The following is a 25,844-nucleotide window of genomic DNA, read 5'->3' on the forward strand; positions in this document are numbered from 1 at the left end:
AACAAGGATAATTATGTTTCTGGTAACTATCCTTTGTTCTATTTTTGTTTAATAATGTCCTCAAGCAGAGAAAAACTAGTTCAAATACTCGTGTAAAAATTTAATAAATTCTTTTGAGATTTTAGGAGATTGCCTTTCTAATGAATAAATATACCAAAATGGTATTTCGTTTTTTCCATCAATTACTAATGGAATAGGAAAGATTCTTCCTTTGTTTACATCTTCATCATTTTTCAAAGTTTTATCAAATGCAAATGTTATCGCTTGATCTCGAATGACTACATTTCTAATCATTTCCACGTTGGATGTTCGAAATAATAGCTTATTTTGGGAGAAAAATAGATTAATAAATTTGTTGACAAACTCTCCGCTGTAAATGGCAAAACATTCTTCTGATATATCTTCTGGGGTTACGAATTGATATTTTTTAAACTTTGATTTTTTACCGACACAAATAATTCGTTTTCCTTTACAAATTTCTTCATAACCAATCTGAACTAAGTCTTCAAATGTTGATTTAAACTCAGGTAAGAGACCAATATCTACAATCCCTAATCTAACATCATTTAATACTTCTGTTGGCCCTTTTTCATGTATTTCCACTTGCACATCAGGGTATACTTCTTGAAATTTCATTAACGAATCCAAAACGGCATGTCCGAAAGCAGGTGCATAAGAAATTTTTAAGACGACTGTATCATCTTTTCTATAAATCTTAGAGTAATCTTTAAATTCTTGTATATTGTTCATAATTTCAATAGCTTTTTTGATTAAAACTTTTCCTTCTTTAGATGGAACCATACCAGATTTAGATCGGTGGAAAATTTTTATATTCATTTCCTTTTCTAGATTTGTGATCGATTGACTTAAAGCCGGTGAAGATACGTGAAGTTTTTCAGCAGCTCTTTTGATTGATTTTTGTTTTGCGATTTCGACAATATATTCAAATTGTTCAATATGCATAATGTTCCACCTTTGAGTTAAGTCTGACTTAACGATAGTTAATTAATGAATATTGTACAACTTAATTCAGAATATTTAAAATGGTGATAATACTAAAAAAATAAATCGCTAAAGGTAAATTTGAACTAGATACATAGAGGGTTGGTTCGAAAATAGTAGTGCTTTTTTATTAGTTTAGTATATAAAAAATTGGTTTAGGGGGAAGTTTAGTGAAAAAATCTAGAAAAAACACATCTAGAATTGTAAGAAGTATGGCTGTTTGTGCAATGACTACTAGTTTTATCCTTTCGCCGTTAGGTCATGTTACCCATGTAACAAAGGCAGATTCACTTTCAAAAACAGAAGAAATACTTGCAAATTTAACACCAGTTCAAAGAGAGGCTCTCTCTAAAAATGCAAGTAACGATCAATCAGGGTTATTTTTAAGTAAAGATGTTAATTTAGACAGTTCAGAAAATGTTTCAGTAATTGTCGAATTTAATGAAAAACCACATAAAGTGGCTGTAATGGAAGCCGCATTGGATGGAAAGGATCTTTCTGATAGTGAAGCCAAAACTTTAGTAGATGATGATCATTCAACCTTTAAAGATGATCTTACTAGTCTATTAAAAAATGAAAAATATAAAATTAAGAGAGAGTATAAAAATTCATTTAATGGCTTATCAATGGAAATTCCAGCAAACCAGGTTAAAACACTTTTAAAGTCGAAAGCTGTAAAGGCCATTTATAGTGATGTTAAAGTAAGTGTGGATCCTGTTAAAGACGAAGCTTCACCTTCAACTGAAGCACGCGGCAAAGGAATGGCAGCAGAAAATGAATATTTAAATATTAATAAATTACATGATGAAGGATATACAGGAAAAGGAGTAAAAGTTGGGGTACTTGATACTGGAATCGATTATAATCATCCAGACTTATCAAAAGCCTATAAAGGTTATCGTGCACAACCAGGTGTGGATCCAAAATCGATCAATATTAACTCAGTTAAAGGCTGGGATTTTGTAGGTAATGATGCAGACCCGATGGAAACTACTTATGCTGAATGGGTTAAAGCAGGTAAACCAGGAACAAGTGATGGAGCAGACTATTATACAGAGCACGGGACGCATGTTTCAGGAACGATTGTTGGCCAAGGAACGAACGGTAGTGAATATGCAACAAACGGTGTAGCACCGGATGCAGACCTATACGTTTATCGTGTTTTAGGACCTGGTGGTAGCGGTTCAATGGATGGAATCATGGCAGGGATTGAAAAAGCTGTTAATGACGGTATGGATATTATCAGTTTATCATTAGGCGCTAACTATAATGATCCGTTGTTTCCAACAAGTATTGCCATTAATAATGCTGTATTAAGTGGAGTAACTGCAGTCATTGCTGCTGGTAATGCGGGTAATGGAATGTATACGTTAGGTTCACCTGGAGGTGCTGCATTAGCACTAACAGTCGGAGCAAGCGATGTACCGAATCAGATTTCAACGATGAAAGGTAAAACTGATAATGTAACAACTGATTTACATTTAATGGCAAAAGGATTTAGTGATAGTTTAACAGACTTGCAAAATCAGTCTTTTGATATTGTTGACGTAGGACTTGGACAATCATTCAACTATTCATCAACTCAATCATATACAAATAAAGTTGTACTAGTTCAGCGTGGGACAAGTACGATTAATGACAAAATACTCCAAGCAAAACTAAAGGGTGCTAAAGCAGTACTTATTTTCAATAATAATCCAACTGAAGGCCATTTACCATTTTACTTAGGTGAAGGAACTAGCTTTATTCCAACGTTTTCATTAACGAATACAGAAGGACTTACGTTACAACAATTAGTAAAACAAGGGAATAAACAATTTACTTTTAATCAGCTAGGTCAAATTACAACTCAAGGTGACACCCTTGCGGATTTTAGTTCTCGTGGACCTGCTCGTGTAACATATGATATTAAACCAGAAGTAACTGCACCAGGTGTAAATGTATTATCAACTGTTCCTGGATTTGTTAATGACCATAATAATCCAAATAATTATCAGTATGCATATGAACAAATGTCGGGTACATCAATGGCGACACCATTTACAACTGGAGTTGCAGCTTTATTAAAACAGGCACGACCAGATTTACAACCAGAAGATATTAAATCTATCTTAATGAATACGGCTGATCCATTAAGTAAACCGTACAGTGTATTTGAAGTTGGTGCTGGACGAGTAGATCCATATAAGGCAATTCACTCTAGCACGGAGATTAAAGTACAAGAAACGACTCCAACAATTATAAATAATAAAGAGAAAATGATTAAAGAAAATACTGGTGCTATTAGCTACGGTAACATAGTAGATAGTGGAAAAGATATAGCAGATACAAGAGCAGTAACTTTTTTAAATAGAAGTGAAAAAGCAAAAACATTTAATGTAAGCGCTACATTCCAAAGTAACCTTAGAGGATCAAAAGATGCTGTGGCTAATGGAGTAACGATTAATACAGTTTCATCTATAACGCTTAAGGGTATTAGTCAAAAGAAAGCAAATGTAACATTAAATATACCAAAAACTGCAGAAAAAGGAATTTACGAAGGCTATATTGTGTACACAAATAAAGATAATCCTTCAGAAACTTATCGAGTGCCTTTCGGTGTACACTATGTAGAAGAAGGATTCGATAGCTTTAGACTTGCAAGACAATCCGGTATCTCTGTTAGACAAGTAGCAAATTTTTCCGATCCAAGAAACGCTCTTTATTTCACACTTAAATCTCATATGAGATCGATTGATTTTATTATATCGGATGCAAAGACAGGTGAAGATATTGGTATTTTCGCTCAAGCTGATGGGGTAAATTATGATGAAGGTGTAGAAGAAAGTGTAATGTATCCAGGATACTATTTTCCTTATGATTCGATCAATGATTCAATCATTTTGAAACCGACTGCTCTAAAAGAAGGGCAATATAAAATGAAATTGATCGGTCATACTGATTCAGGTAAATCATTTACAGTCACTCAAGATTTTTTCATTGAAAATGAAAAGCCAAAATTTGATATTCACGTTGATGGAGAAACACCTAATAATCCGATTATTGAGTATAACCCTAACCAAAGCACTATTGGTTTCACAGGTAATATTTTCGATAAAAACGTTGATGTAAGAAAAGCAGCTGGTCTAAAAGCAGATCAATCTCAGAACAATATTTATACGTACTACAATTCTCCGTTTTCAAATGGAAAACTGACACTTGATAAAGATGGTGATGCGATTGATGAAAATGGAAACAAAAAAGATGCAATAGCAACAATGCCTAGTGCGAGTTTCTTTACGGTTATGTTTGAGGGTGTAGACCAAGCGACAAATAACGGTGGTCAAAAGATGTATTATTTTACAAAAGAAGGAACTCCGTATGTATTCGGAAAAGCGAATGCACCAACTTACTTAAACAATGTTATTTCTAAACCAGGCGACGATGTTAAAATTACACTTACAGCGAATAATGCTAGCAAAGTACAAAAAGTGAACTATACTTTTAATACAACTAAAACTGATACAATTGTTAATAATGTCGAATTAACGAAGGAAGCTAAAGAGCTTGGCGCTACTTTAACTTGGACAAAAACAGACTTAAGTCCAACAATTGTGAAATCAAGTGTAGATGTAACATTCGATGGAAGTCATGAAGTATCTGGTGATATCCCAATGGTTGACGTGACAGTAAATATCCAAGATATACCTAAGGGTTTTGTTTATGGGTCAAGTTTTAGTAGAGTCACATCAACTTTTACAAGTATCGATAATGTCGTAACGAAACCGACAACAATTATTACTCCAATCGGTATAGCACCAAGTCATTCAGAAGCTTTTGGATACTTCCATGCTGAAGGTCTTACTTATGATAATGCTAATCTAATTAATAGTGGTACAAAAGTAACGATTGTCGACTCTAAAGGAAAAACATATTCAACGCCAGCAGTAACATTTGTCGACGCTAACGGAAAAACAGTTAATTCGGCAATAGATAAGAGCGGAGTATTTTATATTACTGGACTACCAGTTACGAAAGATGAATTTACGATTATTCAAGAAATTCCAGGTCATTTTACAACTAAAGGAAAGTTTACTTTATTTAACGACTTATCTAATGGTTTGGTTTATGGAAAAAGAGATCAATTAGGAACTGAGACAGTTGATACAGCAATCGGTGGAGATGTAAATCAAGATAACGTGATTGATATCATGGATGCAATCGCTATTCAAACATATTGGGGAACAAATAAACGTAGCGCAGATATTAATTTTGATGGAACAGTAGATGCAAAAGATTTTGAGTTTGTTGAAATGAATTATTTATTACAAAATGAAAATTCAAATGCACCAAAACCTTTGAAGAAATATAAAGGTAAAACGATTGATGATATTAAAAACGAATTAGGTATTAAATAGTAATAAATTTAAATAATTGATTAAGGACCTGTCTTCAAAATTGGAGACAGGTTTATCAATATCTGAACTAATTAAATATAGTTTCAATTATATAAAAAAGTAATTGTAATTCTTCCATAAAAGTATTTGTCTTTAGTTTAGGAGGACTTCATGAATATTAAACAATTAAACTATTTGATAGATGTAGTCACTAGCGAATCTTTTTTGAGTGTTGCTCAAAAGTACCATGTTAGTGAATCTGTCATTATACAATCGATCTTTAAATTAGAAAATGAAATGGGATGTAAATTAATTGAATGTTTGAGTGATTCTAAAGTTATACTTACGTTCGAAGGATCTAAGATTATTTCATTTGTAAAGGAAGTAGTATTGGAATATGAAGAGTTAGGTGAAATAATTGAAGAAATAAAAAAATAATTCATATTTTGATTTCAATAATATTGATGGAGTGAGATTACATTAAAATTTTTCTAGAGCAACTACTTAATTTGTAGTTGCTCTAATTTTTGACATAAGAAGGACATCATGATTATCACCTACAAAATTGAAATAGATATAAGGAATACTTATATATTAATTACGATTTCTAATTTTATGGAGAAACTCAAGTTTTGTATACTAAACTCAATTAAACTTTACGGATAGAGTGGATTTGCAGACTAAAGGGAATATAGGAGGTAGGCATGGTGAAACAATATAAATCTGACGGCAACTTTGAAAATGATGAACTGTCTACAATTAGGTTGGCAGAAATCATTTATAGTGATCTGAAAAATAGAGATTTAAAAAGGCACCATAAAAACAGAAAAGACCTAAAGAAAATTAATTTAAACGAAGTTAGTGAAGAAAAACAGCTATCAAATATTTATTATAATTATATGTATGATATAACAATAATTTGATTTTGATAGAACAATTACTTAATTTGTAAATGTTTTTTCCATTTTAAAATTATAGGTTAGTTAGTCTCAGTAGCTAGATCGTTGATTTGCTAAGTATTCAGATGATTAAAATGCACAGGAAGGAGAATATGATTGATCATTGCTATACTTGCTTCTTTAGTACTTTTTTGGGGTAGGAAATTTAAACAAAATTCCAACTATAATGAAGAATAAAGAGCATCATTTAACGGGGCAACAATAGAAACAGAAAAATCTGTAAGAAGATTTTTCTGTTTTTTTATTCTGAAATTTATATTTTAAGAAAATATATCAAGATTTGTTCGCTCAAAATTTAATGATTTGGAATTCGTTGAAATGAACTATTTAATGCAAAATCTTACGGTTACAAACGCACTAACACGAAAGAAAGAATAAAAGGTGAAACTTTGGAAACTTAAGAGAGAGCTTGGAATAGTGTAATCATATAAAATAAACATTTGCTAGATTCTTCTTGTAGCCCGAGGGAGAATCTATTTTTTTGCTAAATTTAGATATTATCAATTGAAATTCTACAAATTCTTATCGAGTGTTTTCGACAAAAATATTAAAAATAATTCAGAGTTTATTGAAATTTCGTATATTTTTTTTATCATTACTTAATTATTCACTACAATAAACGACAAAATTGGCAAAAAATTGAAAAGGATATAAGAAAAACTTATTTCTTAATTACAATTTCTAATTTTATAGAGAATCTTAGGTTTCGTATACTAAACTCAATTAACACACAGGGTGAAGGTTGCTAGATTATCTAGAGAGAAAAAGATAGTAGTTTTCTAAATTCCATTTTAGAGAAATGATCTCGTAATGTATTTAGGACTTTATCTCGTAATGTTAATTTAATAATTGCTGGAGGAATGGGGAAATGAACAAGAAGTTCACGAAAAGGAAGTTTATTAAAAATGCTACAGCTCTTTCTTTAGGTGTTGGTTTAATTTCTAGTAGCTATGCAGCTTCATATTTTAATTCACCATCTAAAGTAAATGCGGCGCCTTTAACAAAGGCAGAGTCAATTTTAGCTAGTTTAACGCCTGAACAAAGACAAGCTTTAACACAGCTAAAAACAAATGACCAAACTGGTCTTTTGGTAGATTCAAAGGTAAATTTAGATAGTTCTGAGCAAACTTCAATCATTGTGCTATTTAATCAAAAACCGCATAAAGTTGCAGTTTTAGAAGCAACTTTACAAGGTAAGGATCTATCAGATAGTGATGCTAAAAATCTAGTAAACTCAGATCATGATACGTTTGATCAGGATTTGAAGGATCTTTCAAATAAAGATGGAAAACAATACAAAATTAACAGAGAATATAAAAATACATTTAATGGGGTTTCATTAACATTACCTGCTAATAAAATACAAACTCTATTAAAATCAAAAGCAGTAAAAGCGATTTATAGTAATGAAGCTGTTAAAGTCGAAGAACCAGCAGCAGAAGCAGCTCCTTCAAAAGAAGCAAGTGGTCAAGGGATGGCTGCTGAAAATACTTATTTAAATATTAATAAATTACACGACGAAGGTTTCACTGGTAAAGGGATTAAAGTAGGGGTAATCGATACAGGTATTGATTACAACCATCCAGATTTAACGCATGTATACAAAGGCTACCGTGCACAAGCTGGGGTTGACCCAAAAACGATTAATCCAAGTTCAGTAAAAGGCTGGGATTTTGTTGATAATGATGCAGATCCTATGGAAACAACGTATGCGGATTGGGTAAAAGCAGGTAAACCTGTATCAGATCCTTCTGCATATTATACGGAACATGGTACTCACGTATCTGGAACAATTGCTGGACAAGGTGAAAACGATAGCCCTTATGCAACAAATGGGGTAGCTCCAGACGCTGACCTTTATGTATATCGCGTACTTGGCCCTGGTGGTAGCGGTTCATCGGACGGCATTATCGCAGGAATCGAGAAATCAGTAACAGATGGTATGGATGTCATTAACCTGTCACTTGGTGCAAATTATAATAATCCACTATATCCAACTGCAATCGCAATTAATAATGCAGTGTTAAGCGGTGTAACAGCTGTTGTTGCAGCAGGTAATTCTGGAAATGGTATGTATACACTAGGTACACCAGGAAATTCACCACTTGCTTTAACAGTTGGTGCAAGTGATGTACCGAGTGAAGTTGCGACAATGAAAGGATCGCTTGATGGTACAAATGTAGATTTACGCTTAATGGCAAAAGGATTTTCAGACGACATTACGAGTTTAATGCAAAGTCCATTGCCAATCGTAAGCGTTGGTACAGGACAATCAGCTGAATATTTCGGTGCCAATGCACGAGTAGATGGGAAAATTGTTTTAATCCAACGTGGATCAAACACGATTAACGATAAAATTCTTCAAGCGAAAAATCGTGGAGCTGTTGCTGTTATAATTTATAACAATAACCCAGATGAAGGACATCTTCCGTTTAACTTAGGGGAAGGAACTGATTTTGTACCATCATTCTCTTTAACAAATGCAGATGGCGTAGCATTAGCTGCAAAGATTAAAGCAACAACAAATCCAACGATTAGCTTTAGTACTTTGGGCAAATTAACAATGTCTGGTGACAATTTAGCTGACTTTAGCTCACGTGGACCATCACGTATCACTTACGGAATTAAACCGGAAATTGTTGCTCCTGGTGTAAGTGTACTATCAACAGTTCCAGGATTTGTTCATAATCATGACAACCCAAATGATTTTAAATATGCTTATGAGCGTCTTTCAGGTACGTCTATGGCAACTCCATTTACAGCAGGTGTTGCAGCACTTTTATTACAAGCTAAACCAGACTTACAACCTGAAGATGTAAAAGCGATTCTAATGAATACAGCTGATCCACTTACGAAATCATATAGTGTTTTTGAAGTAGGTGCAGGACGAATTGATCCGTATAATGCGATTCATTCTTCGTTTGAAGCAAAAGTAGCTGAACAGTCTCCTACAGTCATTAACAATAAAGAGAAAATGATAAAAGATAATACGGGAGCAATTAGCTTTGGTAATATTGCAAGTAATGGTAGTGATATTTCAAATACACGTCAAGTGACTTTGCTAAACAAAACTGAGAAGTCAAAAACATTTACAATCAAAACTGTATTCCAACCAAACCTACGTGGCTCAAGGGATGCAGCAGCGAATGGCGTAACGATTAATACAGTTGATACAGTAACAATGAAAGGTATTAGTCAAAAGAAAGTTAATGTAACGCTAAATATCCCAAAAGCTGCTGATAAAGGGCTTTATGAAGGTTATGTTGTGATTACAAATAAAGATAATCCAGCAGAAAACTACCGTATTCCATTTGGAGTGCATTATGTAGAACCAGGGTTTGCTTCGTTTAATCTGCCTAAAAATGCAACACCAGCATCTACAATACAAACTAGTCAATTATGGGATCGCAGAATGTTTGGAACGTTCCAGTTGAAATCACATATGAAATATATAGATTTGGTAGTGGAAGATGCAGATGGAAATGATATCGGTTATATTGGTTATGCTGATGGTTATACATTAAATGAAGGTGTAGATCTTAGTATTGGATATGGAGGATTTTACTACCCAATCGTTAACGATATGGTTGATACAGCACACACTGTAGTTCCAAAAGAGGGACATTATAAATTAAAAATAATTGGAACAGATGAAGATGGAAAAATGTATACAATTAAAAAAGATTTCTTCGCTGATGGCACAAGCCCGAAATGGGACATGCATGTTGAAGGTGAAAAAGATGGCAATCCATTCGTAGAATACAAAGATGGCCAAAATTTACTAAATTTGACGGCACATATATCTGATAATCTAGTTGATGTTGAAAAAGCAGCGGGTCTTAATGCAGATCAATCACAAAACCAACTTTACTATTCTTATAATGGACCGTATGTAAATGGTTACTTGCATGTTGATAAAGACGGCAATGCAGTTGATCAGATTGCAATGTTACCTTCACAAGATATTCTAGGTGTAAAATTTGAGGGAATTGATGAAGCAACAAATGGATATTTACAAAAACAATATATATTCGTGAATGAAAAAACTCCTTATGTATATGGTCAACCAAATGTTCCGATGAAATTGAACAGAGCGATCGTAAAGCCTGGTGATACGTTTAAAGTAACATTAACGGCTAATAATGTAAGCAATATAATGAAGGCAAACTATAATTTCCGAACAAATGCGAACGATACAATTGTAACAAATATATCATTAAATCCGGAAGCACAAAAATTAGGTGGAACACTTACTGCGAATACGACAGGTACAGCTCCAAACTTCACATCTGATGTTAATGTTTCATTTGGTGGAAGTAAAGTTGTGACTGGTGACATTCCTATGGTTGATGTTACTTTAAAAATTGCAGATACTGTAGCTCCGAATTTACCATCTAGTTTTTATAGTGTGAGTACGAAACTAACTTCAGTAGATGGAAGTGTAATAAATCCATTTACGTATATCGCGCCAATTGGAAGTCTGTCTGATAAATCTGAGTTTTTCGGATATGCTCAAGCACAGGGATTCTATGATGCGAATAATCAATACATTTATAAAGATTATTCAAAATTTGGTGGTACGTATACAATTATCGATAGCAAAGGGAAAGAGTATAAAACAACGACTTTAGACAAAAATGCTCAATTTGATATTAAAGGCGTGGATGTATCAAAAGATGATTATACATTCGTTCAAGATATTCCAGGACATTTTAAAACTTATGGCAAATTTAGACGATATGGTGAACTTGACGGTCAACTATACGGAGTTAATAACCGATTAGGAGTAGAAACTAATGATCGTGCAATCGGTGGGGATGTGAATAAAGATAATGTAATCGATATTAACGATGCGATCTATATTCAAACGTATTGGAATACAAACAAACGTGAGGCTGACATTAACTTTGATGGAACTGTAGATGCGAAAGACTTTGCATTTGTTGAAAAGAACTATTTAATGCAAAATCCTGATATTCCGGCTGCTCCAAAACCTGTTAAGAAATACAAAGGTAAAACAATTGAAGGTATTAAAAATGAATTAGGTCTAAATTAAGCCTATAGTAGCTGTCTTCTCATTTGAGAAGGCAGTTTTTTTATTTATATTAAACTAATGTTCTGAAAAACTCTCTATCTATTTAACTAAAAATTCGACAAAATGGATTGGTGTCTATAGAACAAATGAATTGTTTTTTAATAAAGTATCAGAAAAATAAGTATATTCTAACACCTTTTGAATTTCTATATAAGAACTTCTTATTTTGTTATTACGATTTCTAATTTTATGAAAAAAACCCCCTTTCGTATAATTAATTCAGCAAGGTAGTGGGGGTGAAAAGCAGTAAATTAACTAGTTTATTACTAGTAAGATAGACAGTTCAAGAATGAGCATTTAGAGAAGATCTCGTAATGTAAATGGAACCGAATCTATCAAAAATTATATTAATGTATGCCGGAGGAGTGGGGTAATGAGTAAGAAGTCAACAAAAAAGAAATTTATTAAAAATGCGACAGCTGTAACATTAGGTGTCGGTTTAATTTCAAGTAGTTTTTCAGCTTCATATTTTAACTTACCATCAAAAGTAAGAGCTGCTACTGCTACACCAACAAAAGCAGAAGATATTTTAGCTAAATTAACACCTGCACAAAGACAAGCGTTAACGCAAATTAAATTAAATGATCAATCAGGGCTTTTTCTGGATTCAAGCGTGAACTTAAATAGTTCAGAAACTGTTTCAGTAATTGTCTCATTTAAACAAAAGCCACAGAAAATTGCTGTATTAGAAGCTGCTTTAAAAGGACAAGCTTTATCAGATTCAAAGGCAGCTAGCGATGCTTATGCGGATCATACGAAGTTTAAATCAGATTTAGGTTCATTATTTAAAACAAAATCTGAAGGTACTTATAAAATAAAACGAGAATATAAACATGCATTTAACGGTGTTGCTATAGAAGTACCAGCAAATAAACTAAATGAATTAGTGAAGTCAAGTGCGGTACAAGCTATTTATAGTGATGTATCAGTGAAATCAGATCTTCCAGTCGAAGGTAAGGATTCTACTACAAATACAACAGGTAAAGGAATGGCAGATGAGCGTTCTTACCTACAAATTGATAAATTACACCAAGAAGGTTATACAGGTAAAGGAGTTAAGGTTGCTGTTCTAGATACAGGTGTAGATTACAATCATCCTGATATTAAAGGAGCATTTAAGGGTGGATACGATTTCGTAAATAATGACAACGATCCGATGGAAACAACTTATGCTGATTGGGTAAAAGCTGGTAAGCCAGGTGGAACTTCAGGAGCTGGAAATTATGTTACGGAGCATGGAACTCACGTATCAGGCACAATTGTAGGGCAAGGAAAAAATGAAAGCGAAGACGCAACAACTGGTATTGCACCAGATGCTGATCTATATGTATACCGTGTATTAGGACCAGGTGGAAGTGGTACGACTGATAATATCATCGCTGGTATTGATCAAGCAGTTGCAGATGGAATGGACGTTATGAATCTTTCATTAGGTGCAAATTATAATGATCCATTAATTCCTGAAAGTATTGCAATTAATAATGCGGTCCTAAATGGTGTAACTGCAGTTGTTGCTGCTGGAAACGCAGGAAATAAGATGTATACATTAGGATCTCCAGGAACGGCAGCATTAGCGTTAACAGTAGGTGCTAGCAGTGTTCCAATTACGACACTTGGAGGAAAAGGATCGATCGAGAATGTATCTGCATCTTTACTTTTAATGGCAAAAGGTGCTGGGGACGATGTTTCAAAATTAAAAGGTGTAACGAATTCGGTTGTAGATGTAAATCTAGGAGAAGCATATTCTGGTAAAGATGTAAAAGGTAAAATTGTTCTAATGAGTCGTGGAACGTATACATTAGATTCTAAAATTGCGGTTGCTAAATCACAAGGCGCTGCAGCAGTTCTTATGTATAATGACAATCCAACTGAAGGACAAATCCCAACCTTCTTAGGAGATGGTGTAAATTTCATCCCAACGTTCTCATTATCTAACGCAGATGGACTTGCTTTGAAGCAAAAGCTACAATCAGGTTCTGTTAACTTTACATTCACTGATATAGGTGAAGCGAAAACTCAGGGAGATACATTAGCAGACTTCAGTTCAAGAGGACCTGCAAGATTAACATATGATATTAAACCAGAAATTACTGCACCAGGTGTTAGTGTATTATCAACAGTACCAGGATTTATTAACAACCCAGATAATCCGTCAGATTATAAAAATGCATATCAGCGTATGTCAGGTACATCAATGGCTACACCGTTTACAACGGGAGTTGCAGCACTATTAAAACAAGCTAACCATAATTTACAGCCAGAAGATATAAAAGCGATTTTAATGAATACTGCAGATTCTTTAAGTAAGCCATACAGTGTATTTGAACAAGGAGCAGGTCGTATTGATCCATATAATGCAATCCATTCAACGATTGAAATTAAAGTCCAAGAAAAAACACCAATGATCGTTAACGGAAGAGAAAAACAAATTAATGAAGAAACAGGAGCACTTAGCTTCGGAAATGTATCCTTTAATGGAAATGACTATTCAGATAGCCGCACAATCACTTTGATGAACAGGGGAGAAAAGACGAAAACATTTGATGTGAAAGTTAATTTCCAATCAAACTTACGTGGTTCAAAGGATGCAGCAGCAAATGGTGTAACAGTTCAAACTCCATCTTCAGTTACATTAAAAGGAATTAGCCAAAAGAAAACAAATATTACATTAAACATTCCAAAGACAGCTGAAAAAGGCATTTATGAAGGATATGTTATTTATACGAATAAAGATAATCCATCAGAATCGTATAAAGTACCATTTGGTGTACACTTTGTAGAACAAGGCTTTGATTCATTTACACTTAGTAAGCACTCTACTCCAGAAGGATTAACTCAAACAAGTCAAAAATGGGATCGATGGGTCGGAGCATTTGTAAGCTTAAAATCTCATTTAAAAACGATTGATGTAATCATTTCTGATTCGAAAACAGGGAAAGATCTTGGCTATATCGGTACTTTTAACGGTATTGTAATGGACGAAGGAGTTAATTATTCTGTAGGTCAGTTCTATCAAGGATACTACGCTCCGTTTACAAATGATCCAGACAATCCAATCGATTTTAATATTGAAAACGCAGTTGTACCAAAAGCAGGGCAATACAAAATTAAGTTAATTGGCCAAGATGATAATGGGAAAGTTTATACAGTATCAGATGATTTATTTGTAGACGGTACAAAACCTAGATGGGATATGCATATCGATGGTGAAATACCAGGTAAGCAAATCATTGAATATAAAGACGGTCAACAAACAGTTGGAATGACTGCTCATATTTCAGATGATAATGTGGACGTTAAACGTGCTGCAGGTATCCAAGCGGATCAAACACAAAATGAAATCTATTATACGTATAATGATTTCTTCCCAAATGGAAAATTAACACTTGATAAAGATGGTAATGCAGTAGATGAAATTGCTATGAAGCCTGATTTACAAGTATTAAATGTTAAGTTTGAAGGGATGGATGAAGCGACAAACGGCTATATGCAAAGTCAGTATTATTTCGTAAATGAAAAAACACCATATGTATATGGTCAACCAAATGTCCCAACAAAACATAATCGTGTATGGGCTAAAGCAGGTGACACATTTACGTACACATTAACTGCTAATAATGTAAATAAAATTATGAAAGCAAACTACAAATTCACTGACGATACAGGAACTAAAATTACAAATATTTCATTAACCGCTGAGGCTAAAAAGCTTGGAGGAACGCTAGATGTTAAGCAAACACCTTCAGGAGCGAATACAACATCAGATGTAACAGTTAGCTTTGATGGGTCTACAGGAGTATCAGGTGATATTCCAATGGTTGATTTAACGATCCAAGTGCCAAAAAATCTATCACCAAGTAATGCTTATGCTTTTAGCTCAGTTTCGTCAACATTTACTAATGTAGATAATGTTTCAACTAAACCATTTACGAATTTAGCACCAATTGGTCTTTTACTAGACCAATCTGAATTTGTTGGTTATATTCATGCTGAAGGATTATTGGATTCTAAAGGCCAGTTTGATTATTCAAAAGATTATCCAAAGTTATTACCATCATTAACGGTTGTGGACAGTGAAGGAAGAGAAGTGAAAACTTCTGCTTTAGATAAATCAGGTCAATTCGACATTTCAGGAATTGCACCTTCTAATGGAGATTATACGCTTATTCAAGACATTCCTGGTCATTTTACTACGTATAAAAAGTTTAAAGCATATTACCAATTTGAAGGAAAAGCTTACGGTATCTATTATAGGGTAGGAAGGGAAACTGCAAATACTGCAACAGCAGGCGACGTAAATAAAGATAATGTCATCGATATTCAAGATGCGTTAGCAATCCAAACATATTGGGGCACAAATAAACGTAGCGCAGATATTAACTTCGATGGAACTGTTGATGCAAAAGACTTTGCATTCGTAGAGAAAAACTACTTAATGCAAAATCCTTGGGTACCAGCACCACCAAAACCAGCTAAAAAGTATAAAGGTGAAACATTAGATACGATTAAGAGTGAATTAGGTCTGTAAAATAAAGTCACCTATTAATAAGTAAATTTTATTAAAACCTGTTTTCAGTTGGATAGGAAACAGGTTTTTTTTCGATTTGATTAATTTTAGTTACATATTGACTGTTTTTCTAGTAAAATAGTTATAGAGATATAATAGAAAATTAAAAATTGTATAATAAATATTAACAGGATTAAAAATAGGGAATTTGATCTTTGCTTCGTATAATTAGTTTTTATAATAGAACGAATCGTACATAGTTAAGAAAGTTTCGCTGTTAATATAATGCTTTAATTATTTTGTATAATAAATTGTTTGAATTTTATAAATTTATCAGAAGCTACTGAAAGGAGAAAACAAAGTGAATATTGAAAAACTAGAATATCTTGTTGAAGTAGCTAAAACTGGTTCATTTTCAATCGCATCTCAAAATTTATTTGTTAGTCAATCAGCCATTAGTCAGTCGATCGTCAATTTGGAAAAAAAATTAGACGTCAAATTATTTGAACGCTCTAGAGGTAATAGTGCGATTCCAACTGATGAGGGACTGCAAATTATTTCAATCGCAAATGAAATGTTTATGAAGTTCCAAGAACTACTAGACAAAGCAAATTCATTCAGTGAAAGTAAAACAGGAAAATTAAAGATTTCAACAGTACCTGGATTTACCTCACTTTTGTTAAAGCCAATACCTACATTTAAAGAAAGTTTTCCTAATATTACAATTGAAATATTTCAAAAACCAGGAAATGATACTGTCTTAGATATAATAGAAAATAGAGTAGATATCGGAATCGTACCTAAGCAAATTGTGGAACACGATGATCGAATTATCTATAAAAAGCTTGTTGATTTAAAAATGAAATTATTAGTTAGTGCGAATTCACATTTAGCTCAATTAAATTCAGTCACACCTCAACAAATATTATCTGAATCACTTATTTTATATAATGGTCAATATATCAATGAGTTCAAAGACCAGTTTTTTAAAGATTTTGGAATTATGAATGTAATATTTGCTACTACAAATATTGATACGCTTAAAAATGGAGTCGCTGATAATTTAAGCGTAAGCTTTGTGCCATTTTTTCATAAAAGTACTTATCATTTTGACGATAGTGTAAAATTAATTGATATTTGTGATTATGATGGTTTAAATAATGAATATGTATGGATTACTTCGAGTAAAAAGCATACTTCTAGTAATAAAAAAGAGTATATTAGGTTGTTAAAAAATGAATTGAAAAATTAATATTATTTGAAGTTTTGTGGTTGAAAAAATTCAGCCGCTTTTTTTATTTGTGAAGCATATTGTAACAACTAACATTTTTGACTGTTCTTACGCAACTAAAGCATGCGGTGTTGTAGAACAAAGCTATTTTATACTACACGTAAATTTTGTGTAAATTAAATACGAAATGGTTGCTATTAATTTTTTTTATAGTTAATATAAGTGTATACTTATATAAGCATTTACTTATGTATATTGGGAGGAAGAGATTTGGAAACGAAATTAATTTCGATTGAAGATGTATCAGACTTACTAAAATTACTTAGTGATAAAACACGTTTAACAATGGTTGCTATTTTAGATCAACAAGAATGCTGTGTATGTGAATTTACTGAAACATTTGAGATGAGTCAACCAGCGATAAGTCAGCATTTACGTAAACTAAAAGTTGGTGGAATTCTAAATGAAACAAAAAAAGGTCAGTGGGTTTACTATTCATTAAACAAAGAATCAGAGTTCTATCCAATGATTCATAATATTTTAGAACATATACCTGCACAAACGGATTTAATCGAAAAATTAATCAAAAACAGTCCTGTTAGACAAAAATGTTGTGAGTAAGGGGGAAATTACGTGACAACAGCTTCGAAAAAACGCTTAGGATTCCTAGATCGATATCTCACTTTATGGATATTTCTTGCGATGGGGATTGGTATTATACTAGGTGTTTCAACTCCTGGTGTAGTAGATAGTCTAAACAAATTACAAGTTGGAACTACTTCAATTCCTTTAGCAATTGGATTGATCCTTATGATGTATCCACCACTAGCAAAGGTCCGTTACGAGGAAATCGGAAGAGTATTTAAAGATGTAAAAGTATTATTTTTATCACTAATTCAAAACTGGTTAATCGGTCCAGTTTTAATGTTTTTATTAGCAATCATCTTTTTAAGAGATTATCCAGAATACATGGTTGGTTTAATTATGATTGGATTAGCAAGATGTATCGCAATGGTAATTGTATGGAATGATTTAGCCGATGGTGATCGTGAATATGCGGCCGGATTAGTAGCCTTTAACTCCATTTTCCAAATGATCTTTTTCTCTGTATACGCGTACTTCTTTGTAACTGTATTACCAAAGGTATTTGGTTTAGAAGGTATGTCAATCGATATTACAATGCCAGAAGTCGCAAAATCAGTGTTTATCTATTTAGGAATTCCATTCTTAGCTGGATTATTTACAAGGTTAATTCTTGTGAAAGCAAAGGGTAGAGAGTGGTACGAAAAAGAATTTATACCCAAAATTAGTCCTATTACGTTAATCGCATTATTATTTACGATTATTGTGATGTTCTCATTAAAAGGTGAAGTAATTGTAGAACTTCCATTAGATGTAGTTCGTATCGCAATTCCATTATTAATTTACTTTTTAATCATGTTCTTCATTTCGTTCTTCTTAGGAAAGAAATCTGGAGCAAGTTATGGTGTATCAACTACTTTAGCTTTTACGGCTGGAAGTAATAATTTTGAATTAGCAATCGCAGTAGCAGTTGGTGTATTCGGAATAAATTCTGGTGCAGCATTTGCAGCTGTAATTGGTCCATTAGTTGAAGTACCAGTAATGATTGCGTTAGTTAACGCAGCATTATGGATGAGAAGAAAATATTTTACAAAAGAAACTTCAATTTAACTTTCATTAAAGGTGGTATAAATCATGTCAAATAACAAAAAAACAATCTACTTTTTATGTACTGGTAACTCTTGCCGTAGCCAAATGGCTGAAGCGTGGGGTAAAAAATATTTAGGAAACGAATGGAATGTTTTATCGGCAGGAATTGAAGCGCATGGTGTAAATCCGAATGCAATTAAAGCACTGGACGAAGTAGGACTTGATATTCGTAACCAAACTTCAGACGTTATTGATAACGAAATATTAAATAATGCAGATTTAGTTGTTACACTTTGCGGTCATGCAAACGATGTATGTCCAGTAACACCTCCACATGTAAAACGCGAGCACTGGGGATTTGATGACCCAGCAGGGCAAGAATGGGCAGTTTTCCAAAACGTACGGGACCAAATTGGTGATCGCATTAAAAAGTTCGCTGAAACTGGTGAGTAATTATTGAACTAAATAGCCGAGGAATATACTCGGCTATTTTTTATAGGAGGATTTCTTAAATGGAAAAAATAGAAATATTTGACCCAGCAATGTGTTGTTCAACAGGTGTGTGCGGTCCAAGTGTCGATCCAGATTTAATTAGAATGAGTTTGGCAGTTCATAACCTTCAACAAAATGGAGTGGACATCAAACGCTATAACTTAGCTTCAGAGCCTGGGATGTTTACAGAAAATAAACTGGTAAACGAATTACTTCAATTAAAAGGTGCAGATGTATTACCATTGGTACTTGTTGAAGGTAAAGTTTTTAAAGAAAGTGTTTATCCAAGTAACGAAGAATTTGCTGAACTGACTGGCATTTCACTAGAAGATTTAGGAAAGAAAAAAGTAGTACGCTTAAATTTAAACGTAAAGTAATTAGGAAGAAGTGACAGAAATGAAACAGTTTAATTTAGCTGAACTAAACTTAACACCATTTTTATTCTTTACTGGAAAAGGCGGAGTAGGAAAAACGTCAACTGCTTGTGCAACTGCTATTACTTTAGCTGACCAAGGGGAAAAAATATTACTTGTTAGTACAGACCCTGCATCCAATTTACAAGATGTTTTTGGGATAACATTAACAAATCAGCCGAAACAAGTACCTTCTGTAAGTAATCTTTTTGTAGCAAATTTAGACCCCGAAACGGCAGCTCTTGAATACAAAGAGAAAATCATTGGACCGTATCGTGATAAACTACCCGAAGCTTTAGTAAATCAAATGGAAGAACAGCTTTCAGGAGCATGTACAGTTGAAATAGCTGCATTTGATGAATTCACTTCGCTCCTAACAAATAAAAATTTAATCGATCAATATGATCATATTATCTTTGATACAGCACCAACAGGTCATACACTTCGTTTACTTCAATTGCCAACTGCTTGGAATGGATTTTTAGAAGAAAGTACTCATGGAGCGTCGTGTTTAGGACCTTTAGCTGGACTTGCAGATAAGAAAAAATCTTATGAAGCAACAGTTCAAGCTTTATCTGATATAAAACAAACACTACTAATTCTTGTTACAAGACCAGATGAATCACCTCTTAATGAGGCAGCTAGAGCTTCATTAGAATTAAACGAATTGGGTATTTCAAATCAATTGCTAGTGATAAATGGTTTACTATCTGACAAAATTATAGACGACGAGATTTCAATCGCTTTTTATGAACGACAACAATTAGCATTACTAAAAATACCGAATGAATTAAAAGAATTACCTCTATATAAAATTCCATTAATGCCATTTAATGTTACTGGAATAGAGAATCTTCGTAAAATGTTCCATTACAATCAACTCACTTTAGTGAAACCAGTGGATGATATGGACATTTCTTATGAAGTTTTTAATACATTAATTGATGATCTGATTCAACAAGGTCAACGTGTTGTGTTTACTATGGGTAAAGGTGGCGTTGGAAAAACAACGATCGCAGCTGCCATTGCAGTGGCTTTAGCAGAACGTGGAAAAAAAGTCCATTTAACAACCACAGATCCAGCAGCTCATTTAGAATATGTCATGAAAGAAAATGAACAACATTCGAATCTTACTGTAAGTAAAATTGATCCAAAACTTGAAATTCAGAATTATAAACAAGAAGTTTTGTCATCCTCTATGGAGATGTTAGACGAGGAAGGATTAGCTTATTTAGAAGAAGATTTACGTTCTCCGTGTACTGTGGAAATCGCAGTCTTCCGAAAATTTGCAGAGATTGTTGAAAAAGCTAATGATGAAATAATAGTGATTGATACAGCTCCGACTGGACATACACTTTTATTATTAGATGCTACTCAAACTTACCATCAAGAAATCCAAAGATCTCAAGGAGACGTACCTGAATCTGTTAAAAATTTATTACCTAGATTGAGAAATCCAAAAGAAACAACAGTAGTTATAGTGACATTAGCAGAAGCAACCCCTGTTTTTGAAGCGAATCGATTAAAACAAGATTTATTACGTGCTGGTATTCAACCAAAATGGTGGGTAATCAATCAGAGTCTATATGCAACTAAAACAATTGATCCAATCTTAAGTGGTAGAGCATCTTCAGAAGCCCAATGGATCAAAGAGGTTCAAAAATATTCTACTAATAATTGTGTGATTGTCCCATGGCAAAAACATGAAATCAAAGGGTATGAAGAGCTTCAAAAATTAACAATAAAATAAGTGAAAACGAGGGAGAAAATAATGATTATTACAGATAAAGCAAAAATGTTTATTGAAAATGTTATGAAACAGAATAATGTAGATACATTACGTTTTGCATCTAATGGAGAAGGTTGTTGCGGACCAAGTTGGGGTGTAGAACTTGCGCCTGCTGAATCAGATGATGTAGTACAAAATATTAATGGACTAAATGTTGCAATTGCACCGTCTATTATTGAAACAGTAAGTAATGTAACCCTTGATTTACAAGGTGAGGGTGAAGATGCAGGATTAGTGATTCAAGGTGGAAGTAGTTGTTGCTAAGAAAGCAATATTTAGAGTTAGATTTTATTTGGAGGATTAATTATGTCTAAAAATTATCACGAATTATTAAAAGAACGCATTTATATTGGTGGAGCAGACGATGTAGAAGATTTATTAAAGAATGAAGAAATTGACGTTGTCTATGATTTAAGAGCAGAAGCTCCAGAATTAGAATCAAAATATAATCGTGTGCATAGTCCAATTGTTGATGATGCAGAGAATCAAGATGAATCCATTAAGAAGTCAATTGATCATGTAATTAGCGCATATAACGAAGGGAAGAATTTATATTTCCACTGCCAAGGCGGTAGTAACCGAACTGGAACTGTTGCAGTAGGTACATTATTAACGTTAGGTAAAGCATCTACAATTGAAGAAGCAGAACAAATTGCTAAAACAGCAAGACCTAAGATTAATGTAAAACCTGAAATGAAGGAAGCTTTAAAAAGATTATTTCCAAATGCATAAACTAAATCGTTGAATTTAAATTTAAGGTCTAAAAGGTATTCATATTTTTAATGAATACCTTTTTTCAAATGATCTTAAACATAGTAAGTTTTTTAAGGAGAGGATAAATCGTGACCATTCAGACTGAAGCGCTTTGGAATGAATTTAATGAGCGACTGTTATTCTTTATTAAAGGTAAAATTAGTAATAAAGCAGATGCCGATGATATTCTTCAAAATGTGTTTTTGAAAATTCATCAAAACTTAGGCGAGTTAAAGGAAGAAAAAAATCTGAAATCATGGATCTTCTCAATCGCTAGAAACTCAATCATAGATTATTATCGTTCATCAAAGGTAACAGAAGAGTTTAAAGAAGAGTTAGAAAAAGTAATTGAAAGTGGCGAAGATAATTTTAATGGAGAGATTACTTGTTGTATTGATGATTTTATTAATCTCCTACCTGAAAAATATCGAGAAACAATTCGACTTTATGAGTTTGAAGAGTTGAAGCATAAAGAAATTGCTGAGAGATTAGAACTATCAGTTTCTGCTTCAAAATCCAGAGTTCAACGTGGGAGAAATCAGCTTAAATTATTGCTTGAAGAATGTTGTAAGTTTCAAATTGATAAATATGGTAATATCCTGGATTATCAGCAAAAAAATATTTGTTGTGATAATTAAAAAAAGTTGTTAATTTCTGCGACCTTTTTTTGTTTGTTTCGTCTTACTTAGTGAAAGACATTATAAATGGAAGAAGGTAATCGTTATGAAAGAATTAGAAAAAGATAGTATCCGCCAAACAGTGCGTGATAATTATAAAAAGGTTGCTTTAAATGTAGTGGAAAAAGACTGCTGTGGAACTACTAGCTGTTGCTCTTCCACTGATAATACGTTAAGTAACTATACAAATAAATTAGGATACTCAAATGAAGAGCTACAATCGGTACCTAAGGGCTCAAATATGGGGTTAGGATGCGGTAATCCACAAGCTATTGCAAACATTAAACCTGGAGAAACAGTACTTGATTTAGGTAGCGGTGGAGGATTTGATTGCTTTCTAGCCGTACGCAAAGTTGGTGAAAGTGGAAGAGTAATAGGAGTTGATATGACACCTGAAATGATTAGTAAAGCAAGATCAAATGCAGAGAGAAATTCTTTTGAAAATGTTGAATTCCGTTTAGGTGAAATAGAAAACCTGCCAGTAGCTAATGAGACGGTTGATGTTATTATTTCGAACTGTGTAATTAATTTATCACCAGATAAAAGTCGTGTTTTTCAAGAAGCATATCGCGTATTGAAAAAAGGTGGACGCTTAGCCATTTCTGATATTGTTCTAACAGCTGATTTACCTGATGATATTCGAAATGACTTGAGCTTCTATTCAGGGTGTATTTCAGGATCTTCTTATATTAAAGATTTAGAGCAGTACCTTCAATTGGCAGGATTTAATAAAATTAGCATTGTTCCAAAAGATGAATCAATTGAGTTTATTCGAGATTGGGCACCAGGTCATAATGTTCAAGAATATATTGTTTCAGCTGTGATTGAAGCAATAAAATAAAAAATTATGAAATATACTATAAGACATTGAACTGGTGGCAAAACAAATCACATTGCCACCATTCCTATCTGCATTTATCCTAATTAGCTAAAATTCTACCCTGTTTAATCAAGATTTTCATATTTAAATTGTTATAATCAGATTTACTTTTCTACCTTGACAGGGTAGGAGTCGCTGGTTCAAGTCTAGTTGGGATCATACAGATGAGAAGGCTCAAACCTAAGTGTAACGAGGGTTTGGGCTTTTTATTTTATTTCTGATAACTAGTAGTGTTTGAAAAGATAATTCCAAACTGCACTGCAGATGGAAAATTAAAGGAAGTCTCAAAAGGTGTTTATAAAGGGAAAGTGAAATTACCGATGGATGGCTTATGGGGTAAGACAATTGTATTAAAACAAGAGATATTTGTTCGTAAAGTGAGTGGGGCAACTTTTAAGTAATAAAATAGTTCCATAAAAATATCTATATGTATGTAAAAATGATAAAACCTTTTCAACTACTATGGAAGTACGATATAAACTTCCATTCACTGTGGTGAATCTGAGGATTCCTGGTTGGCTGACGCATACGTTATTTGAATATGGAAACTGACACATTGATATCAACTTAAGAAATTGCATTTCCCCATATCGAAAAAATGAGTTGAATTATTATAAATAACTCTGGAAAGATAAAATTTTCATTTTGGGGATACTTTAAAATATTAGCCTGATGGACATAGGTATCACCAAATGTCCATGGATTAAAGAAAGAGCCTATTATTAAACTGTACCCTACTCTTTGGGTCGGAAGAGGTGCAATAGATGAATGTAAAGACATATAGGGCGCTAGTGTTTTCTTGGTCTAAGGAGGACAAGGTAGAAATAGTAGAACTCATTTCCGCCGGCTTAGGTATGGCCGGACCTGTTGTATTCGCCACAGTTTTAGGCTATCCCGCCCTTGGTTTTGCTGCATCGGTCGGCAGTTTGGCAGTCAGTAGCGTGAAAGTTGGTTCGAGTTTTATAAATCACGGGAAAATGTTGGCATCAGCGCTGATATCAGTAGTGCTCGCTGCGATTGCTGCTGTTCTCTCTTTCGGACATGGCTATCTGACATTTGGAGTCTTGATTCTGCAGGTAAGCCTTGCTGCGTTAATTGGTGGATATAGTCGTGCCTTCGCGGCGGCAACAACACGCTTTGTAGTATTCCTAATCATCATCCTCAACATGGTCGACCAGACGGAGTACCGGATGGAACTAATTTTTTCAATCATAGCAGGGGCGATTTGGACCGTCAGTATCAGCTTGGTGCTAGGCATCTGGGTACACCGTTGTTTTAAATCATCGCTAGATGGAGCTGTGAAAGGGTCAACATCGAAAAAAATCATTCTATGGCGGAATTCTATTGAACACCTATCCGGTTGGCAATTCCCAATCAGGCTAGCATTATGTCTAGGTATAGCTGAGGGATTGCGAATACTTTGGCCCGAGCACCACTTCTATTGGATTGCAATTACGGTAGTGATCCTTACTCAGCGGAAAATCGAACTCTTTCCAATCAAAACAACACAACGAGTGCTTGGTACAGTAATCGGCGTGATCGTTGCGAGCTTGCTTCTCGCAACTAGGCTACCCATTTGGGGGTTAGTTATAAGTATCGGGCTATTTGCAGGTGTTCGACCTCTTCTAAAGGTTCGAAATTATCTGGTATACTCTGCATCCATGATTCCACTCATTATTTTGATCATGGAAGCCGGCAAGCCGTTCAATTTTATCATTCTGTTCGACCGTGTATTTGCAACCATTATCGGTGCAGTCCTCGTGATTGTAGTGAACTTGATATTCAGTAGATCAATGGCGAAAACAGTGTAAAGGTAGTTATCTAGCCAAAGATGCCTTAAGATTTCGGACATCTTTTCTAGTTGAAAAAAATCCCCCCTAAAAGGTATACAATGATTCAATTAATTTGCCGTCCTCCAAAAAGAAGATTTTGTACCTTTTAAAGGTTACTATACATGCCCATCAGTATAAGATATTGTAATACCTTTAAATAAAAAAAG

The 25,844-nt window shown here is 33.7% G+C and carries 18 protein-coding genes; 17 read left to right on the plus strand and 1 reads right to left on the minus strand.

From position 1 onward, the window contains the following. Positions 1-75 precede the first annotated feature (75 nt). The gene (locus ACFVR2_RS08735) at positions 76-963 is read right to left on the minus strand and encodes a LysR family transcriptional regulator (RefSeq protein WP_387360816.1); all 888 of its coding nucleotides are present in this window, start codon (positions 961-963) and stop codon (positions 76-78) included. 209 nt (positions 964-1,172) lie between these two features. On the opposite strand from ACFVR2_RS08735, the gene ACFVR2_RS08740 reads away from it, so the two are divergent. The 17 genes from ACFVR2_RS08740 to ACFVR2_RS08820 all read left to right on the plus strand — a co-directional run bounded on the left by ACFVR2_RS08740 (position 1,173) and on the right by ACFVR2_RS08820 (position 25,656). After that, positions 1,173-5,399, plus strand: coding sequence for a S8 family serine peptidase (locus ACFVR2_RS08740; RefSeq protein WP_387360818.1), 4,227 nt, complete (start codon positions 1,173-1,175; stop codon positions 5,397-5,399). A gap of 150 nt (positions 5,400-5,549) precedes the next feature. Beyond that, positions 5,550-5,816, plus strand: coding sequence for a helix-turn-helix domain-containing protein (locus ACFVR2_RS08745; protein WP_387360820.1), 267 nt, complete (start codon positions 5,550-5,552; stop codon positions 5,814-5,816). A 266-nt stretch (positions 5,817-6,082) separates the two neighbouring features. Next, positions 6,083-6,301: a hypothetical protein gene (locus ACFVR2_RS08750; RefSeq protein WP_387360822.1), complete on the plus strand. Its 219-nt coding sequence runs from the start codon at positions 6,083-6,085 to the stop codon at positions 6,299-6,301. 904 nt (positions 6,302-7,205) lie between these two features. Next, positions 7,206-11,393 carry a S8 family serine peptidase gene (locus ACFVR2_RS08755; protein WP_387360824.1) on the plus strand — a complete coding sequence of 1,396 codons (4,188 nt, stop codon included), beginning with the start codon at positions 7,206-7,208 and terminating at the stop codon, positions 11,391-11,393. A 412-nt stretch (positions 11,394-11,805) separates the two neighbouring features. Further along, positions 11,806-15,960 (plus strand): S8 family serine peptidase, encoded by a 4,155-nt coding sequence (locus ACFVR2_RS08760; RefSeq protein WP_387360826.1) that lies wholly within the window; start codon positions 11,806-11,808, stop codon positions 15,958-15,960. Between the two features lie 340 nt (positions 15,961-16,300). Next, the gene (locus tag ACFVR2_RS08765) at positions 16,301-17,191 is read left to right on the plus strand and encodes a LysR family transcriptional regulator (protein ID WP_387360828.1); all 891 of its coding nucleotides are present in this window, start codon (positions 16,301-16,303) and stop codon (positions 17,189-17,191) included. A 249-nt stretch (positions 17,192-17,440) separates the two neighbouring features. Next, entirely contained in the window at positions 17,441-17,791 is a 351-nt protein-coding gene (locus tag ACFVR2_RS08770; RefSeq protein WP_387360830.1) for an ArsR/SmtB family transcription factor, read from the plus strand. A gap of 12 nt (positions 17,792-17,803) precedes the next feature. After that, positions 17,804-18,862 carry an ACR3 family arsenite efflux transporter gene (gene arsB, locus ACFVR2_RS08775; RefSeq protein ID WP_387360832.1) on the plus strand — a complete coding sequence of 353 codons (1,059 nt, stop codon included), beginning with the start codon at positions 17,804-17,806 and terminating at the stop codon, positions 18,860-18,862. 24 nt (positions 18,863-18,886) lie between these two features. Next, complete coding sequence (gene arsC, locus ACFVR2_RS08780) at positions 18,887-19,294, plus strand: arsenate reductase (thioredoxin) (RefSeq protein ID WP_387360834.1); 408 nt, start codon at positions 18,887-18,889, stop codon at positions 19,292-19,294. Positions 19,295-19,353: 59 nt separating this feature from the next. Next, positions 19,354-19,710, plus strand: coding sequence for an arsenite efflux transporter metallochaperone ArsD (arsD, locus tag ACFVR2_RS08785; protein WP_387360836.1), 357 nt, complete (start codon positions 19,354-19,356; stop codon positions 19,708-19,710). A gap of 19 nt (positions 19,711-19,729) precedes the next feature. Next, on the plus strand, positions 19,730-21,496 hold the full coding sequence (gene arsA, locus ACFVR2_RS08790; protein ID WP_387360838.1) for an arsenical pump-driving ATPase: 1,767 nt from the start codon (positions 19,730-19,732) through the stop codon (positions 21,494-21,496). Between the two features lie 21 nt (positions 21,497-21,517). Further along, positions 21,518-21,799 (plus strand): adhesin, encoded by a 282-nt coding sequence (locus ACFVR2_RS08795; protein ID WP_387360840.1) that lies wholly within the window; start codon positions 21,518-21,520, stop codon positions 21,797-21,799. Between the two features lie 42 nt (positions 21,800-21,841). Next, positions 21,842-22,267 carry a protein-tyrosine phosphatase family protein gene (locus tag ACFVR2_RS08800; RefSeq protein ID WP_387360842.1) on the plus strand — a complete coding sequence of 142 codons (426 nt, stop codon included), beginning with the start codon at positions 21,842-21,844 and terminating at the stop codon, positions 22,265-22,267. Positions 22,268-22,377: 110 nt separating this feature from the next. After that, complete coding sequence (gene sigZ, locus ACFVR2_RS08805) at positions 22,378-22,926, plus strand: RNA polymerase sigma factor SigZ (protein WP_387360844.1); 549 nt, start codon at positions 22,378-22,380, stop codon at positions 22,924-22,926. An 85-nt stretch (positions 22,927-23,011) separates the two neighbouring features. Further along, positions 23,012-23,806, plus strand: a complete 795-nt coding sequence (locus tag ACFVR2_RS08810) for an arsenite methyltransferase (RefSeq protein ID WP_387360846.1) — start codon at positions 23,012-23,014, stop codon at positions 23,804-23,806. Positions 23,807-24,075: 269 nt separating this feature from the next. Beyond that, positions 24,076-24,246, plus strand: a complete 171-nt coding sequence (locus ACFVR2_RS08815; RefSeq protein ID WP_387360848.1) for a hypothetical protein — start codon at positions 24,076-24,078, stop codon at positions 24,244-24,246. A 363-nt stretch (positions 24,247-24,609) separates the two neighbouring features. After that, positions 24,610-25,656, plus strand: a complete 1,047-nt coding sequence (locus ACFVR2_RS08820) for an FUSC family protein (protein ID WP_387360850.1) — start codon at positions 24,610-24,612, stop codon at positions 25,654-25,656. The last annotated feature ends 188 nt before the right edge of the window (positions 25,657-25,844 follow it).

It is taken from the genome of Gottfriedia sp. NPDC057991, assembly GCF_042886615.1.
In the GTDB taxonomy this organism is placed as follows: Bacteria; Bacillota; Bacilli; order Bacillales; family Bacillaceae_G; genus Gottfriedia.